The organism is Methylobacterium sp. yr668, from assembly GCF_900116245.1.
Lineage (GTDB): Bacteria > Pseudomonadota > Alphaproteobacteria > Rhizobiales > Beijerinckiaceae > Methylobacterium.
Map to the genome: position 1 here is coordinate 81063 of NZ_FOZY01000011.1, position 14854 is coordinate 95916.

Below are 14854 nucleotides of genomic sequence, written 5' to 3' on the forward strand. Positions count from 1 at the left end.
GGGACCGGAGCGGCGCCCCGCTGACGGAGCGAGGGGGCGAAGCTCCGTCGGCGTGTGCGCCGCTCCGGCCGTGATCCGAACCTAAGAGACGGGTGATGAATGTCAACATTCGTCAGCAGGCCCCGGCGCGCCGGAGACCGGGTCTGTGCGACCGCGCACATTCCGCAACGCGCGACGGCCATGTTACAGGCCGGCGATGCCGAGACCCGCCATGCCGACTTTCTCGATGCCCGGCGCTGCGTGCCGTACTCCGTGCCGCGCCGCATGAGGTCCGCCGTCATCAACCCCGTCTTCGACGCGCTGCCCACGACCGTGTTCGAGACCATGTCGCGTCTCGCGCGGGTCCACAGTGCGATCAATCTCGGCCAGGGATTCCCGGACGATGCCGGGCCGGCGGATGTCCGCGAGCGGGGCGCGCGGGCGCTCCTGGACGGCTGGAACCAGTACCCGCCGATGATGGGCCTGCCGGCCCTGCGCGAGGCGGTCGCCGCCCATTACGCGCAGCACCAGGGCCTCGTCCTCGACCCGGAGACCGAGGTGATGGTCACCTCCGGGGCGACCGAGGCCCTGGCCGGTGCGCTCCTGGCGCTGATCGAGCCCGGCGACGAGGTCGTGCTGTTCGCGCCCATGTACGACGCCTACCTGCCCCTGGTCCGGCGGGCGGGCGGCGTACCGCGGATCGTGGCGCTTCGGCCCCCGGCCTTCCGCCTCGACGAGGCCGCGCTCGCGGAGGCTTTCGGGGCGCGGACCCGGGTCGTGGTGCTGAACAACCCCCTCAACCCGAGCGCCACCCTGTTCGCGCCCGAGGACCTCGACCTGCTCGCCCGCTACTGCCAGCGCTTCGACGTGACCGCCCTCTGCGACGAGGTCTGGGAGCACGTGGTGTTCGACGGCGCGCGCCACCGGCCGCTGATGGCGCTGCCCGGGATGCGGGAGCGGACCGTCAAGATCGGCTCGGCCGGCAAGATCTTCTCCCTCACCGGCTGGAAGGTCGGCTTCGTGATGGCCGATGCCCGGCTGATGCGCGGGCTCGCCAAGGCGCACCAGTTCCTGACCTTCACGACGCCCCCGAACCTCCAGGAGGCGGTGGCCTACGGGCTGGGCAAGCCGGCCCCGTGGTTCGAGGCGATGCGGGCCGGCTACGCCCGGTCCCGCGACCGGCTCGCGGACGGCCTGCGCGGCCTCGGCTTCACCGTGCTGCCGGCCCGGGCCACGTGGTTTCTCAACATCGACATCGCCGCCCGCGGCCACGCCGACGACGTGGCCTTCTGCGAGGCCCTGGTCACCCGTCACGGCGTCGCGGCGATCCCCGTGAGCGCCTTCTACCCGGACGCCTCCGTGCGCGGCCTCGTCCGGCTCTGCTTCGCCAAGGACGACGCGACCCTGGATGCGGCGCTCGACCGCATGCGCGGGCTCCCGGGGGCCGGGGCATGAGGGTCGGCTCGAGGGACGGCATGACGGGCAGCACGAGGGACCGCGCGCGCCGAGCGGGCGCCGTCCTTGCGGGGATCCCGGTGGGGGGCCACATCGTTGGGGACGATGGCTTCCCGACGGATCCCGACCATGGACTTCACCCAGGCTGCCCGGGCCGGGCGTTTCGCCCGTGCCGAGACCTTCCCCGGAGGCGAGACCCGCGCCGGTACCCGGCCCCCCTATCTGTCGGCGGATCTCGGACGGGAGGCGAGCCTCGCCCGGCTGGAGACGCTGGCCCACCTGATGGACACCGCCTTCGTCATCCCGGGCATCAACCGGCGGGTCGGGTTCGACGCGCTGATCGGCCTCGTGCCGGTGATCGGCGACCTGGCCGGCATGGTGATCTCGTCCTTCATCGTCTACGAGGCGAAGCGCCTCGGGGCGCCGCGCTGGCTGGTGGCCAGGATGGGCCTGAACGTGGCCTTCGACGGGCTGATCGGCGCCGTGCCGGTGGCGGGCGACCTGTTCGACGCCGCCTTCAAGGCCAACCGCCGCAACGTCCGGCTGCTGCGCCGCTGGCTGGAGCGCAGCGGCAACCTGCGTCCCACCGAGATCGACGGCACCGTGACCCGGCTCGACGGCTGAGCGTTCCCGGCCTCCGTCCCGCGGCCGACCGGTCGCGGGGCCGCCCGGATATCGGGGCGGCCGGCGCGCGCGCGACGCGGCTCGGGAGGCAGCACGGATGAACGAGGTCACGCGTCCCGGCGACAGCGAGGTCGTGCCCGCGCCGATGCCCGGCGCCCAGCCGCTGGTCCTGCGGCCGGACGAGGGCGCGCCGCCGCCGGTCCTGCCCGGGGCCGTCGGCCGGCGCGCTCGGCTGTCGCCGCTCAACCGGCGCCGCCTCGACAATTTCCGCCGCAACCGGCTCGGCTACGGATCGTTCGTGATCTTCACGGTCCTGTTCGTGCTCAGCCTGTTCGCGGAGTTCATCGCCAACGACCGCCCGATCGTGATGTCCTACAAGGGCGAGTGGCTGGTCCCGGTCTTGGTCGACTATCCGGAGGAGAAGTTCGGCGGCTTCCTCGCCACGACCGACTACCGCTCCCCCGAGATCCGCCGGGAGATCGCGGCGAACGGCTGGGCGTTGTGGCCGCCGATCCCGTACGCGTACAACACGATCAACGAGGACCTGCCGACGCCCTCGCCGTCGCCGCCGACCTGGATGCTCACGGACGCGCAGTGCAAGCCCGTCGCCGAGAAGCTCGGCGGCTCGACCTGCGCGGACATTCCCTGGCACTGGCTCGGCACCGACAACACCACGCGGGACGTGCTGGCGCGGGTGATCTACGGCTTCCGCATCTCGGTCCTGTTCGGTCTGATCCTGGCCGCGGTCTCGTCGGTGATCGGGGTCATCGCGGGGGCCGTGCAGGGCTATTTCGGCGGCTGGGTCGATCTCGCCTTCCAGCGCTTCATCGAGGTCTGGGGCGGCATCCCAACCCTCTACCTGATCATCATCATCTCGGCCTTCATCGCCCCGGGCTTCTTCGTCCTGCTCGGGATCATGCTGCTGTTCTCCTGGGTCGCGCTGGTGAGCGTGGTGCGCGCCGAGTTCCTGCGGGCGCGGAACTTCGAGTATGTCCGGGCCGCCCGGGCGCTGGGCCTGTCGAATATCCGGATCATGACAGTCCACCTGCTGCCGAACGCCATGGTGGCGACGCTGACCTTCCTGCCGTTCATCCTGAACGGCTCGATCACCACCCTGACCTCGCTCGACTTCCTCGGCTTCGGCCTGCCGCCGGGCTCGCCGTCCCTCGGAGAGCTTCTCGCGCAGGGCAAGGACAATCTGACCGCGCCGTGGCTCGGATTGACCGGTTTCCTGGTCATCGCCGTGATGTTGAGCCTGCTCGTCTTCGCCGGCGAGGCCGTGCGGGACGCCTTCGATCCGCGCAAGACTTTCGCCTGAGGCCGCGCGGGTTGCGAAAATGACGCAGGGCCTCGCCCCGCGCTCGCACAACTGTACGAAGATTGCGCATTGTGCCCGCACGACCGGGCGGCAATCGTATACGACCGTCTAGAGCCGGCCCCTGACCCGGGGGTAAAGGTCTCTGCCGGCTGCGAAAACCCGCTTCGAGGAAGCGACTAGCATTCGCCGGGCGGACACCGATAAAGCCTCTCAGAAGTGTCCATTAAGTGGCGCCAATGCAACCATACCCTGTAAGCCTCGCCGCGTGATGCAGAGTTAGACTTCGGTCTCATCACAGATAATTGTATGGCGCGGCTTGCATTTTTCGGACGCTGACTTAACTCGCGAAAAGTGGGGATCCCATCAGGCATTTGTGCCGAGGAACGAGAGAATGTCAGAAGCTGCGCCGACATCGCAATTGGATTTCATCGAGCGGACCGTGGACGTCGTCGCGGCCTACGTTTCCAACAACTCGCTGCCCTCGGCCGAATTGCCGGCCCTGATCGCGAGCATCCACGAGGCGCTGAACACGATCGGGGCCGGCCCCGTCGCTCCGGCGACCGAGAGCGTCGAGCGGCCGACGCCCGCCCAGATCCGCAAGTCGATCCGTCCCGACGGGCTGGTCAGCTTCATCGACGGGAAGTCGTACAAGACGCTGAAGCGTCACCTGACCAAGCACGGTCTCGATCCGCAGACCTACCGCGAGCGCTACGGCCTGCCGGCCGATTACCCGACCACTTCGGCGAACTACTCGGCGCAGCGCTCGGCGCTCGCCAAGAGCCTCGGCCTCGGCCAGCCGGGCCGGTCCCCGGCGTCCGACAAGGCCGCCGCCGAGGAGGAGGCTGCCGCCCCCGCCTCCGCCCCTGCCTCCGGTCGCCGCAAGACCGCCGCGACCAAGACCCGGGCGAGCCGCAAGGTCGAGGCCGCCTGAGCGCGGCCGCGAGGCCCGGACGGGGGCGGGCGATCGGAGACGATCGCGCCCGCACCGGTCCGGACTTGTTCGCCAGACCTGTTGGCCGGGCTCTCGGCCAAGCTCTCGGCCGGACCCCGCGCGCGGCGCGGCTCAGGCCGCGAGGCGCCCGTCCAGCGGGAACACCTTGGCGGGGTTCAGCATCCAGTCCGGATCGAACACCGCCTTGACCCGCATCTGCTGCTCGAGATCGACCTGGTCGTACTGGAAGCGCATCAACTCGCGCTTCTCGATGCCGACCCCGTGCTCGCCGGTGAGGCAGCCGCCGACCTCGACGCAGAGCTTCAGGATCTCGTCGCCCGCGGCCTCGGCCTTCTGCAATTCGCCGGGCGTGTTGATGTCGAACAGGATCAGCGGGTGCAGGTTGCCGTCGCCCGCGTGGAACACGTTGGCGACGCGCAGGCCCTTCTCGGCGCAGATGGCGCCGATCCGCTCCAGCACCGGCCCGAGCTGGCCGGTGGGGATCGTCCCGTCCATGCAGATGTAGTCGGAGATCCGGCCGGTGGCGCCGAAGGCCGACTTGCGGCCCTTCCAGATCGCGGCCGATTCCGCCTCCGAGCGCGAGACGCGCAGGCTGGTCGGTCGAAAATCCCGGGCGATCATCTCGATCCGCGCCAGCATCGCGTCGCACTCGGCGTCCGAGCCCTCGACCTCGATGATCAGCATCGCCTCGGCGTCGCGCGGGTAGCCGGCCTGGGCGAAGTCCTCGGTGATGAGGATCGCCTCGCGGTCCATGTACTCGATCGCCACCGGGATGATCCCGGCCGCGATGATCGCCGCGACGCAGTCGCCCGCATCCTCGACCTTCGAGAAGCCGACCAGCACCGGGCGCGCGCCCTCGGCGGCGCGCAGGATCCGCACGGTCGCCTCGGTGACGATGCCGAGCTGCCCCTCCGAGCCGCAGACGAGGCCAAGCAGGTCGTAGCCGCCGCTGTCGAGGTGCTGGCCGCCGATCTCCACGACGGTGCCGTCGTTGAGCACCAGGGTGACGCCGAGCAGGTTGTTGGTGGTCACGCCGTATTTGAGGCAGTGCGCGCCGCCCGAATTCATCGCGATGTTGCCGGCGATCGTGCAGGCGAGCTGGCTCGACGGGTCGGGAGCGTAGAAGAAGCCCTCGTGGCTGACCGCCCCGGAGATCGCCAGGTTGGTGATGCCGCTCTGCACCCGGGCGGTGCGGTTGGCGAAGTCCATGTCGAGGACCTGGGTCATCTTGCCGACGCCGAGGATGATCGCGTCGGCCTGCGCGATGGCGCCGCCCGCGAGCGAGGTGCCGGCGCCCCGGGGCACGACCCGCACGCCGTTGGCGTGGCAGTAGGCCATCACGGCGGCGACCTCCGCGGTGGTGGAGGGCAGCACCACGGCGAGCGGCATCTGCCGGTAGGCGGTGAGCCCGTCGGTCTCGAAGGCCCGGCGCTCGTCCTCGCTGACCACCAGCGCCTCCGGCGCGACCAGGGGCGCGAGGCCGGCCAGGATCGTCTCGCGGCGGGCGAGGATCGCGGGATCGGGGTTGGGGAAGCGGATGGTCATGGGGCTCTTGCCCTCCTAGGGCCCGCGGCGCGGGACGGCGCGCGGGATGGCGTGCCGGGAGCATGGACCCCGGCGGCCGCGCCTTCAACCGGCGTGCGGCGCTGCGTCGTCCCCGCGTCACATTTCAACCACGACGGCTGCCTAGCGTCGCCGGAGACGCCTCGCTGCGCCGCTCCCCGATTCTGGCCCCCGGTGCCGGATCCGGTCGACGGGTCAAGAACGGACACGATGAACGCTCCCGCCTCCAGCGCCCTGCGCGACGACCGCTACGACGCGCCGTCGGCGCATCTCGCCACCACCCGCGATCTCGGGATCCGCAGCCTCCAGCTCGGCATCGCGGCCCTGCAGGAGGCGAGCGCGGCCTTCCAGGGCCGGCTCGGCGCGGCCTTCGAGGAGGCGGTGCAGACCATCCTGCAGAGCAAGGGCCGCGTCATCGTCAGCGGCATCGGCAAGAGCGGGCATGTCGGGCGCAAGATCGCCGCGACGCTGGCCTCCACCGGCACGCACGCCTTCTTCGTCCACCCGACCGAGGCGAGCCACGGCGACCTCGGGATGATCGCCCGGGACGACGTCATCATCGCGCTGTCGTGGTCGGGGGAGACCGCGGAACTGTCCGACCTGGTCGGCTTCAGCCGCCGGTTCTCGATCCCTCTGGTGGCGATCACCCGCAACGGCGAGAGCACCCTGGGCAAGGCCGCCGACGTGCTGCTGGAACTGCCCCGCGTGCGGGAATCCTGCCCGCACGACCTCGCGCCGACCTCCTCCAGCCTGATCCAGCTGGCGCTGGGCGACGCCCTGGCGGTGGCGCTCCTGGAGCGGCGCGGCTTCACCTCGGCGCGCTTCCACACCCTGCATCCGGGCGGCACCCTCGCGGCCCGCCTCAGGACCGTGCAGCAGGTGATGCACGGCCCCCAGGACATGCCGCTGGTGCACGAGTCCGCCCTCATGTCCGAGGTGATGATCGAGATCGCGGCGCGGCGCTACGGCTGCGTCGGCGTCACGGACGCGGCCGGCCGCCTCGTCGGCATCGTCACGGACGGCGACCTGCGCCGCCACATGGGTCCGGCGCTCCTCGACACGCCGGTCTCGACCGTCATGACCCGCGACCCGGTGACCGTGGAGCCGCACAAGCTGGCCCAGGCCGCGCTGGAACTGATGAACCGCCGGCTGATCACGGCGGTCTTCGCCGTCACCGACGGCCGGCCGGTCGGCATCGTGCACGTCCACGACCTGCTGCGCGTCGGCATCGCCTGAGGCCGTCCGGACCCGGCAGGGTCCGATCCGCGCCCGCATCCCGCGAGGCCTCCGCGCTTCGGGACGGGCCGGCGGGTACGGCGACCGGGCGCCCCTCACAGCCGGGCCAGCAGCTCCGTCTTCTTGGTCGCGAACTCCGCGTCGGTGATCACGCCGCGCGCGTGCAGCTCGGCCAGCCGCTCGATGGTCGCGAGAACGTCGTTGGGCGATGTCCGGTCCGGCGCGACCGCGGGCGTCGATGACGGGACGGGCGACGGGGCGGGCGAAGCGGCCTTCGCCGGGATCCCGTCCGCATCCGCTTTGCCTGTGTCCGCTTTGCCCGGAGCCGCTTGGCGCGGCGCCGCGACCTCCGCCTCGATCCGGCGGAGGCGGTCGAGGGCGACGGCCCCGGACGGTCTCGTGAAGCCGAGGCTGCCGTTCGCCTGGGAAACGCCGGTGATGCGGTGCTCGCCGGTATCGTACAGCGCGACCCCGGACCCCGCGTCGACGGCGAGCCGCCGGCTGTCCGGGAAATAGGCGTAGCGCAGCCCGTCCTGCGCGCCGGTGCTCGCCGGATCTCCGAGGCCGGCCGGCCACCACTCGCCGCCGCCGCGCCGCGCCGCGGGCGCGGCCTCCGAGAAGCCCCCCGCGGGGAGCGCCCCGGCCAGCTCGGTGCAGAGCGCGTCGACCCGCGCCTTCAGCGCGTCGTCGAACATCCGGCCGACCATCACCATCCCGCCGGAAAACCACTGCCCCATCCCGCCGAGATCGGGATGGTCGAACTGCGCCATCGTGCCGTGGCCACGCTCGAGGGCCCGGACCAGGTGGCGCACCGCGTCCGGGCTGACCCCGTGGCGGTCGGCGACGGTCTGCAGCCCGGGGACGGGGTCGAACGGCCCGTCGTCCCGGAACGGGTCGGACGCGGCGGTGTCGGACGGATCCATGAGCCAGCTCCCGAAGCGTCGGAGGGCGGACAGGAGGCGCGCGGCGGCGGCCCCCTGCCGGCCCGGGTCGAGCCCGTGGGCCTGCGCCCACGGACCTGCGACGGCGTCGCGATGCGGAGCCAATCCCCGGCCGTCCGAGCGGGTTCCGGCCCGTCTCAGCCGGCGGCCTGCGGGAACGGTCCCGCGATGGTGAAGTCGGTGATCGGCCGGCGGCCGTTCGGGGTCTCGCGGGGCCGCTGCTCCTCGGTGAGGTCCGCCTCGGGCGTCTTGCGGCCGACCGCGAAGGCGGCCTCGATCCGGTGGTTCTCGGGCAGACGCAGCACCGCGGGCGCGCGGACGTGGTCGAACCCGACCATGCCGTGGGCGTGCCAGCCCTGGTGGATCGCCTGGAGCTGGAAGGCCAGCGAGGCGGTGCCGGCGTCGAAGGAGTGGCTGTAGGAGGGCTTCAGCTCGTCGCCGACCTTCATGAGCCCGTTCGAGACGAGGAACAGGATCGCGCCGGTGCCGGACACCCATTTCTGATTGCCGGGCACCAGCAGGTCGAAGAACGTGTCCCAGTGGGCGTCGCCCCGGAGCGCGTAGAGGAAGCGCCAGGGCTGCGAGTTGTAGGCGGAGGGCGACCAGCGCGCCGCCTCGATCATCCGCATCAGCTCGGATTCGGGCACGGCCTCGCCCGTGAAGGCGCGGGGCGAGTGCCGCTTCACGAAGACCGGATCGATGTCGTGGTCGGCGCGGCGGGGCGGGGGCAGGCTCAAGGGATTCGTCTCCGATAGGCGCGAGCGCCCGGGCGGCCGAGCTTGCCCGAAAGGCCGGGCTGGAGGCAAACGCGGGATCGCCCCGGCCGCCGTGACGGTCGCGAAGGGCTCGAGCGGTTGCCCGGCGGGATCTTCGGAGCGCTGCCGTCTTTGCGAGCGGAGCGAAGCAATCCAGGCAGCGCCACGACTGTCGATGTCGCGTCGCCCTGGGTCACTTCGCTACGCTCGTGAAGACGATGCAGGCCGCCCGATGGCCGCGGCCGCTCCGGTGACGATCTCGGCCCCCCGTCACGCCACGCTGCGCTCGATCTCCTCCTCGTCGCAGATCACGCCGGCATTGCCCTCGAACTCGGCCGCGAGGTCGACGGGGGCGTGGGTCGGCGCCGGCGAGACCCGGTCGCGGGCGAAGGTCGCCAGGAACAGGCGCATGACGTGGCGCACGCCCGCGTCGTTGATGGTGCGCTGGTCCTCGTTGTAGTAGCGCCCGGCATTCACGTTGCTCGTGACGATGTCGTAGGCGGGGAAGTAGACCGCCCGCGGGTCGCCGCGGCCGACCACCTCGCCGGCCGCCACCCGCAGCACCGACTTGGAGTAGCTGTTCGACTCCATCACGTGCCGGTCCATGTAGGTGGCGATCATCGGCACCGGCGAGACCGTGAAGATCACCCGCGCCTTCGGATTCACGCTCCAGAGCCGGTCGAGGAAGCCGTTGAGGTCACCGAGCACCTCGCCCGCGCCGGCATTCACGCACTCGTAGAGCGCGGGGTCGAACGTGCCGCCCGCGACGCCGGGGGCGAGCGGCAGCGCCGCGCCGTCGGCCCGCCAGCGCCAGCCCTCGGTGAGGCCGAGCGTCAGCACGAACACGTCGAGCGTCTCGAACAGGCGGCGCACCTCGGCGAGGTGCGCGTCGCGCGCCGCGACCACCTCGGCCTCGCTGGCGAAGCCCGCCGGCTCGACGGTCGGGCGGAACGGGTCGACGTAGCGACCGTCGTCGCGCAGCCACGCCTTCAGTTCCGGCTCGAACGTGCCGTAGGCCCGGTCGAACAGCTGCACGAACTGGCGCGTGTAGTAGAGGTTGCCGTAGCGCGCCGAGAACGTGCCGAACTGGCGGGCATTGGCCTCCTCGGCGCTCATGCCGGGGGTCGGCGGCTCGGTCAGGTAGTAGTTGAACCCGGCGCCGCGCACCGCCTCGGCCACCCGCTGCGCGAAGCACGAGCCGCCGGTGGCGACCTTGTCGGTCGGCCCGATCACGAACGTGTCCTTCGGATGCGGATTGACCGCGAAGGGCGGCACGTTGGTGACGACCTTGCGCCAGAATCGCTCGGCCGGTAGACCCGTATACGGATTCAACGCCATCTTCGAACCCTCTTCTTCACGACGGCGGCAGGCCCTCGGGGGCGCTGTTCCGTCCGCTGACACCGGCACGCGACGTGGCCCTGAACGACCTGCCCCGGCGCGCCCGCAGCGCGTTCACCCGCTCGGCGCCCGATTGGACGCCTACCCGTTGGGCCCCCACCTGGGCGACACCATGGCGGAACCGCGCCCGCACCGCCACGACCCGTGACGGGCCGAGCATCGCGGTGCTGGGCAATTGCCAGGCCCGGGGCATCGCCCGGGCCATGCGCCTGCTCGCGCCGAAGAGCCCGGTCCGTTACCTGCCCATGGGCTCGCTGAAGCGAGACCACGGCCATGTCGACGGCTTGATCCGGACCCTGCGCGCCCACGACCACGTCTTCTCGCAGGCCTTCCCGGCCGGGCTGATCCCCGGCGGCGACGCTGCCACTGTGCGCGCGGCCGACCCGCGGCTCAAGCTGTTCCCGTCGATCGTGTTCTCGGCCTTCCACCCGGACATGGTCTATGTCGGGCAGGCCTCGGACCTCGCCGCGCTGAAGCTGACGCCGTCGCCGCTGGGCCAGTACCACTCGGCGATCGTCGTCACCGCCCACCGGCTCGGCCTCGATGCCGGCCGCACGGCCGCCCTGTTCCGCGAGGACGTGTTCGCCCGCCTGGGCTACCTCGACCACTGGGACCCGGCGGTGCGCGAGCTCGTCGGCGCGGCCGACGCCCTGGGTTTCGGGCTGGAGCGCGAGGTGACCCGCTGGGCGCGCCGCGGCGCCTTCATGCACCTGATGAACCATCCCAAGGTCCACGTCCTCGGCGACATCGCGAGGCGGCTGCTGCAGGAGAACGGGCTCACGCCCGAGCCCGTGGAGATCGAGGATTACCTCGGCGACGAGCTGGCCCAGGACGTGGTCTGGCCGATATACCCGCCCATCGCCGAGCATTTCGGCCTGACCGGCTCGTACCTGTTCAAGACCAAGCCGCGGGGCGACGACTTCCCGGTGCTCTACGACCTGCCGGGCTTCGTCGCGGCGAGCTTCGCCCTCTACGACGCGATGCCCCCCGGGGATCTCGCCTGCCCGCGGGTCGAGGCGTGGATCGCCGCGCCGGAGATCGTCGCGCTGTTCCGGGGCGGCTGAGGCCGCCTCCGGGCGCCGCGGCGTCCCGGGTCGCTTCGCGGCGCGCGCGACGACGGTCCCGCCCGGAAGGGTCCGTACCTCAGCCCGCCGCGCAGAGCCGGCTGTCGGAGCCAGCCTCGCCCAGACCCTCGACCATCATCCGGACCAGGCGGTTGACCTCCTGCATCTGGAAGGGCTTGCGCAGGAACAGGCTGCCCGGCACGCCGCTGCGGCCGTGCGTGTCGGTCGAGGTGTAGACCACCGGCCGGTCCGGATGGATCGCCCGGAAGGCGTGGGCCACCGTCCAGCCGTCGATCAGTCCGGGCAGGTGGATGTCGGTGAACAGCCAGTCGATCGCCGCGCCCCGGTCGCGCAGGACGGTCAGCGCGGCCTCGCCCGTCGAGGCTTCGATCACCCGGATGCCGTGCGTCTCGCACAGGCTCGCGACGATCTCGAGGAGCAGGTAGCTGTCCTCGACGATGAGGACGCTCTGGGCGGGGCGCATGCGGGAGGTCCGGTCTTCGGCCCGCCGATAAGGGACCGATAGGGTTGAGGATCTCTTAAAGCCCGGCCCGCGACCGTTACCGGCGGCGGCCCGGCGCCTGTTGCAGCGCCGCAACCGGGGCGGCCGAAATGGCGCGTCGCGGCCCGCCGCCCCGCCGCCGCCGCATTCCGGGCGCGTCCGGGTGCGTCAGCGCACGCCGTCGATCGGTGCGGACCGTCACCACGCCCCCGCGCCGCCCGGCGGAACCGTCGCTTAACCAACCCCGCCTACCAACGGCGCCAGGATTACGCGGACCCGCCTCGAAGACCAGCAGCCGGCCTTCGGCACCGCTCGAGGAGTTTTTCAGACCATGCCCCAGCGTTTCCGCGCCGCCGCCCTCGGCCTCGCGCTCGTCGCCGCCCTCGGCCTGGGCGCCTGCAGCAACGACAAGGACCTCGCCGACGCCTCCGCCTTCGGGGCGGGCGCCGCCACCCCGGGCAGCGCGCAGGACTTCGTCGTCAATATCGGCGACCGGGTCTTCTTCGAGTCGGACTCCACCGACCTGACGCCGACCGCGACCGCGACCCTCGACAAGCAGGCCGCGTGGCTGCAGCGCTACCCGCGCTACACCTTCATCATCGAGGGCCACGCCGACGAGCGCGGCACTCGCGAGTACAACTTCTCCCTCGGCGCCCGCCGGGCCCAGGCGGTGAACGACTACCTCGCCACCCGCGGCATCGCGGCGAGCCGGATGCGGACCGTGTCGTACGGCAAGGAGCGGCCGGTGGCGGTGTGCAACGACATCTCCTGCTGGTCGCAGAACCGCCGCGCGGTGATCGTCCTCGACCGCGGCGCCGGCGCGTAGGCCGCCGCGCGAACGAGTCCGGAGGCGGCATGCGGCCGCCTCCGCGCCGCAGTTTTGCCGCGGTGCGGCGCATCTGTTAGGGCCTCGCGCCGACACCGGACCGCAGCCGAACCATGCCCGCCCACCTTCGCACCCGCCTCGCCCTCGCCACCGCCCTCGGTGCCGCGCTCCTCGGCCACCCGGCCGCCGCGCAGGACGCCTCGGAACTGGTGGTGCGCCTCGGCCGCATCGAGAACCAGTCCCGGATGATGGCGGGACAGATCGAGACCCTCCAGTACGAGAACCGCCAGCTCAAGGAGCAGCTGCGCAAGTTCCAGGAGGACGTCGAGTACCGCCTGAACGAGAGCAAGGGCGGCAAGCCCGCGGCCGCGCCCGCGCCGTCGGGGCCCGTCAACGGCGGCAACCCGGGCGCCGGCCGCCCCGGGAAGCGCGGCGACGCCTTCGACCCGTCGCAGGCCCCCGGCGCCCCGGGCGCCCCGGTGCAGCTCGGCAGCACGCGGCCCTCGGCGCCGCTGCCGCCCCGCGAGGCTGAGGAGGCCGCCGAGGCGGCGCCCCGGCCCCAGCGCCTGCCCCAGGGCGCGCTCAATGAGTCCGGCGAGGACGACGCGGAGGCCGGGACCTCCGGCTACGACGAGCCCGTGGACCTGCGGCCGCCGGCCCGGACCGGGGCGATCCCGGCGCGGCCCTCCGAGAGCGTGGCGGCGACCCGGACCGGCGATCCGGCCGCCGATTTCGACGCCGCGGTCGAGCTGTACCGCGCCAAGCAGTACGAGCAGGCCGAGATGGGCCTGCGCCAGTTCATCCAGTCGCACCCCCGCGACAACCGCGTCGCCGGCGCGACCTACTGGCTCGGCGAGAGCTACCTCGCCCGCGGCCGCAACCGCGAGGCCGCCGAGCAGTTCCTGAAGGTCTCGACCGACTACGCCCGCTCCGCCCAGGCCCCCGACGCCATGCTGAAGCTCGGCGTCACGCTCAACGCGCTCGGCGCCCGCGAGCAGGCCTGCGCGACCCTGGCCGAGCTGGACCGGAAGTTCCCGAATGCCGGCACCGGCGTCCGCCAGGGCGTCGCCCGCGAGCAGAAGCGCGCCCGCTGCGGCGCCTGAGCGTCTCGGGCGCTCTGGGCGACTCGGGCGACTCGGGCGACCCGGTCCTCGACGCCCTCCGCCCCTGGCTCGACCGGGCCGCGCGCGGCGGGCGGGGCGTGCTCCTCGCCGTCTCGGGCGGTCCCGATTCGAGCGCCCTGATGCACGCCGCCGCGCGCCTGCGCGACGCGACCGGCGCGTCCCTGCGCGTGGCGACCGTCGATCACGGCCTGCGGCCGGAATCCGGCACGGAGGCCGAGGGCGTCGGCCGCGCCGCCCGGGCGCTGGACCTGCCCCACGCGACCCTGACCTGGACGGGCGCGAAGCCCGGCACCGGCCTGCAGGACGCGGCCCGCACCGCCCGCTACGCACTCCTCGCCGCCCATGCCGGGGCGGTCGGCGCCGGGCTCGTGCTGACGGGCCACACGCGGGATGACCAGGCCGAGACGGTGCTGATCCGGCTCGCGGCCGGCAGCGGCCCCGCGGGGCTCGCCGGCATGCGCGCCGAGCGGGACCTCGGTCCCGGCCTCACCCTCGGGCGCCCGTTCCTGCACCTGCCGAAGGCGAGCCTGGAGGCGTGGTGCGCGGCGCGCGGCATCGGGTATCTGCGCGATCCCGCCAACGGCGATCCGCGCTTCGCCCGCGGCCGCCTGCGCGCGGCCTGGCCGGCCCTGGAGCGCGAGGGCCTGACCCGGGCGCGCCTCGCCCGGCTCGCCGAGCGCGCCGCCCGCGACGAGGCCGCGCTCCGGGGCACGGCCGAGCAGGCCCTCGATGGGGCGCTCCGGCCCGGGTCGGAGACGGGCGCGGGCCTGCGCCTCGACGGGCGCGCCCTGGCGGCCCTGCCGGACGCCGTGGCCCTGCGCTGCCTGGATCTCGCCCTGGCCCGGGCCGGCGCGGCGCCGCGCCGCCTCGAGCGCCTCGAGGCCCTCGTCCTCGAATCTCTCCTGCCGGCCCTGCGCCGCCGGGAGCCGGTCCGCCGCACCCTCGCGGGGATCCTCGTCGCCGCCGACGCGGGCGGGGGCGTGAGCCTCGCCCCGGCGCCGCCGCGCCGGCACGGACCCGCAGGTGCTGCCCTCGCCGCAGGGTCTCCCGACTTACTTGGCAAGGGAGAGCCCCCCGCCTACATTGGCGGAGTGTGCACGGATGGATCGGAATAGCC

14 protein-coding genes are annotated in these 14854 nt (G+C 72.7%); 9 read left to right on the top strand and 5 right to left on the bottom strand.

The window, feature by feature from the left end; genetic code table 11:
• Positions 1 to 264: 264 nt before the first annotated feature.
• From BM419_RS15750 to BM419_RS15765, 4 genes are all read left to right on the top strand, one after another.
• Entirely contained in the window at positions 265 to 1434 is a 1170-nt protein-coding gene (locus tag BM419_RS15750; protein ID WP_244540787.1) for an aminotransferase, read from the top strand.
• A 129-nt stretch (positions 1435 to 1563) separates the two neighbouring features.
• Entirely contained in the window at positions 1564 to 2058 is a 495-nt protein-coding gene (locus BM419_RS15755; RefSeq protein ID WP_091926970.1) for a DUF4112 domain-containing protein, read from the top strand.
• 97 nt (positions 2059 to 2155) lie between these two features.
• Positions 2156 to 3376 (top strand): ABC transporter permease, encoded by a 1221-nt coding sequence (locus BM419_RS15760; RefSeq protein ID WP_091926971.1) that lies wholly within the window; start codon positions 2156 to 2158, stop codon positions 3374 to 3376.
• A 391-nt stretch (positions 3377 to 3767) separates the two neighbouring features.
• Positions 3768 to 4307: a Ros/MucR family transcriptional regulator gene (locus BM419_RS15765; RefSeq protein ID WP_091926972.1), complete on the top strand. Its 540-nt coding sequence runs from the start codon at positions 3768 to 3770 to the stop codon at positions 4305 to 4307.
• A gap of 132 nt (positions 4308 to 4439) precedes the next feature.
• On the opposite strand, the gene BM419_RS15770 is transcribed toward BM419_RS15765, so the two are convergent.
• Positions 4440 to 5873 carry an FAD-linked oxidase C-terminal domain-containing protein gene (locus tag BM419_RS15770; RefSeq protein ID WP_091926973.1) on the bottom strand — a complete coding sequence of 478 codons (1434 nt, stop codon included), beginning with the start codon at positions 5871 to 5873 and terminating at the stop codon, positions 4440 to 4442.
• 228 nt (positions 5874 to 6101) lie between these two features.
• Here BM419_RS15770 and BM419_RS15775 point away from each other — a divergent pair, with 228 nt between their 5' ends.
• The gene (locus BM419_RS15775; protein ID WP_049961997.1) at positions 6102 to 7127 is read left to right on the top strand and encodes a KpsF/GutQ family sugar-phosphate isomerase; all 1026 of its coding nucleotides are present in this window, start codon (positions 6102 to 6104) and stop codon (positions 7125 to 7127) included.
• Between the two features lie 95 nt (positions 7128 to 7222).
• Here the strand turns inward: BM419_RS15775 and BM419_RS15780 are convergent, their stop codons facing one another.
• The 3 genes from BM419_RS15780 to BM419_RS15790 all read right to left on the bottom strand — a co-directional run bounded on the left by BM419_RS15780 (position 7223) and on the right by BM419_RS15790 (position 10161).
• A complete protein-coding gene (locus tag BM419_RS15780) occupies positions 7223 to 8050 on the bottom strand; it encodes an SHOCT domain-containing protein (protein WP_091927029.1) in 828 nt (275 codons plus the stop codon).
• A gap of 155 nt (positions 8051 to 8205) precedes the next feature.
• The gene (locus tag BM419_RS15785) at positions 8206 to 8805 is read right to left on the bottom strand and encodes a nitroreductase family protein (protein ID WP_020094016.1); all 600 of its coding nucleotides are present in this window, start codon (positions 8803 to 8805) and stop codon (positions 8206 to 8208) included.
• A 288-nt stretch (positions 8806 to 9093) separates the two neighbouring features.
• Entirely contained in the window at positions 9094 to 10161 is a 1068-nt protein-coding gene (locus tag BM419_RS15790) for a GSCFA domain-containing protein (RefSeq protein ID WP_042675851.1), read from the bottom strand.
• 74 nt (positions 10162 to 10235) lie between these two features.
• On the opposite strand from BM419_RS15790, the gene BM419_RS15795 reads away from it, so the two are divergent.
• Complete coding sequence (locus BM419_RS15795; protein WP_091926974.1) at positions 10236 to 11285, top strand: WcbI family polysaccharide biosynthesis putative acetyltransferase; 1050 nt, start codon at positions 10236 to 10238, stop codon at positions 11283 to 11285.
• A 79-nt stretch (positions 11286 to 11364) separates the two neighbouring features.
• Here the strand turns inward: BM419_RS15795 and BM419_RS15800 are convergent, their stop codons facing one another.
• On the bottom strand, positions 11365 to 11769 hold the full coding sequence (locus tag BM419_RS15800; RefSeq protein WP_056533685.1) for a response regulator: 405 nt from the start codon (positions 11767 to 11769) through the stop codon (positions 11365 to 11367).
• 349 nt (positions 11770 to 12118) lie between these two features.
• Here BM419_RS15800 and pal point away from each other — a divergent pair, with 349 nt between their 5' ends.
• From pal to tilS, 3 genes are all read left to right on the top strand, one after another.
• Positions 12119 to 12613 carry a peptidoglycan-associated lipoprotein Pal gene (gene pal / locus BM419_RS15805; RefSeq protein ID WP_012321252.1) on the top strand — a complete coding sequence of 165 codons (495 nt, stop codon included), beginning with the start codon at positions 12119 to 12121 and terminating at the stop codon, positions 12611 to 12613.
• Positions 12614 to 12726: 113 nt separating this feature from the next.
• On the top strand, positions 12727 to 13716 hold the full coding sequence (gene ybgF, locus BM419_RS15810) for a tol-pal system protein YbgF (RefSeq protein ID WP_091926975.1): 990 nt from the start codon (positions 12727 to 12729) through the stop codon (positions 13714 to 13716).
• A gap of 98 nt (positions 13717 to 13814) precedes the next feature.
• Positions 13815 to 14852, top strand: a complete 1038-nt coding sequence (tilS, locus tag BM419_RS15815; RefSeq protein WP_091926976.1) for a tRNA lysidine(34) synthetase TilS — start codon at positions 13815 to 13817, stop codon at positions 14850 to 14852.
• The last annotated feature ends 2 nt before the right edge of the window (positions 14853 to 14854 follow it).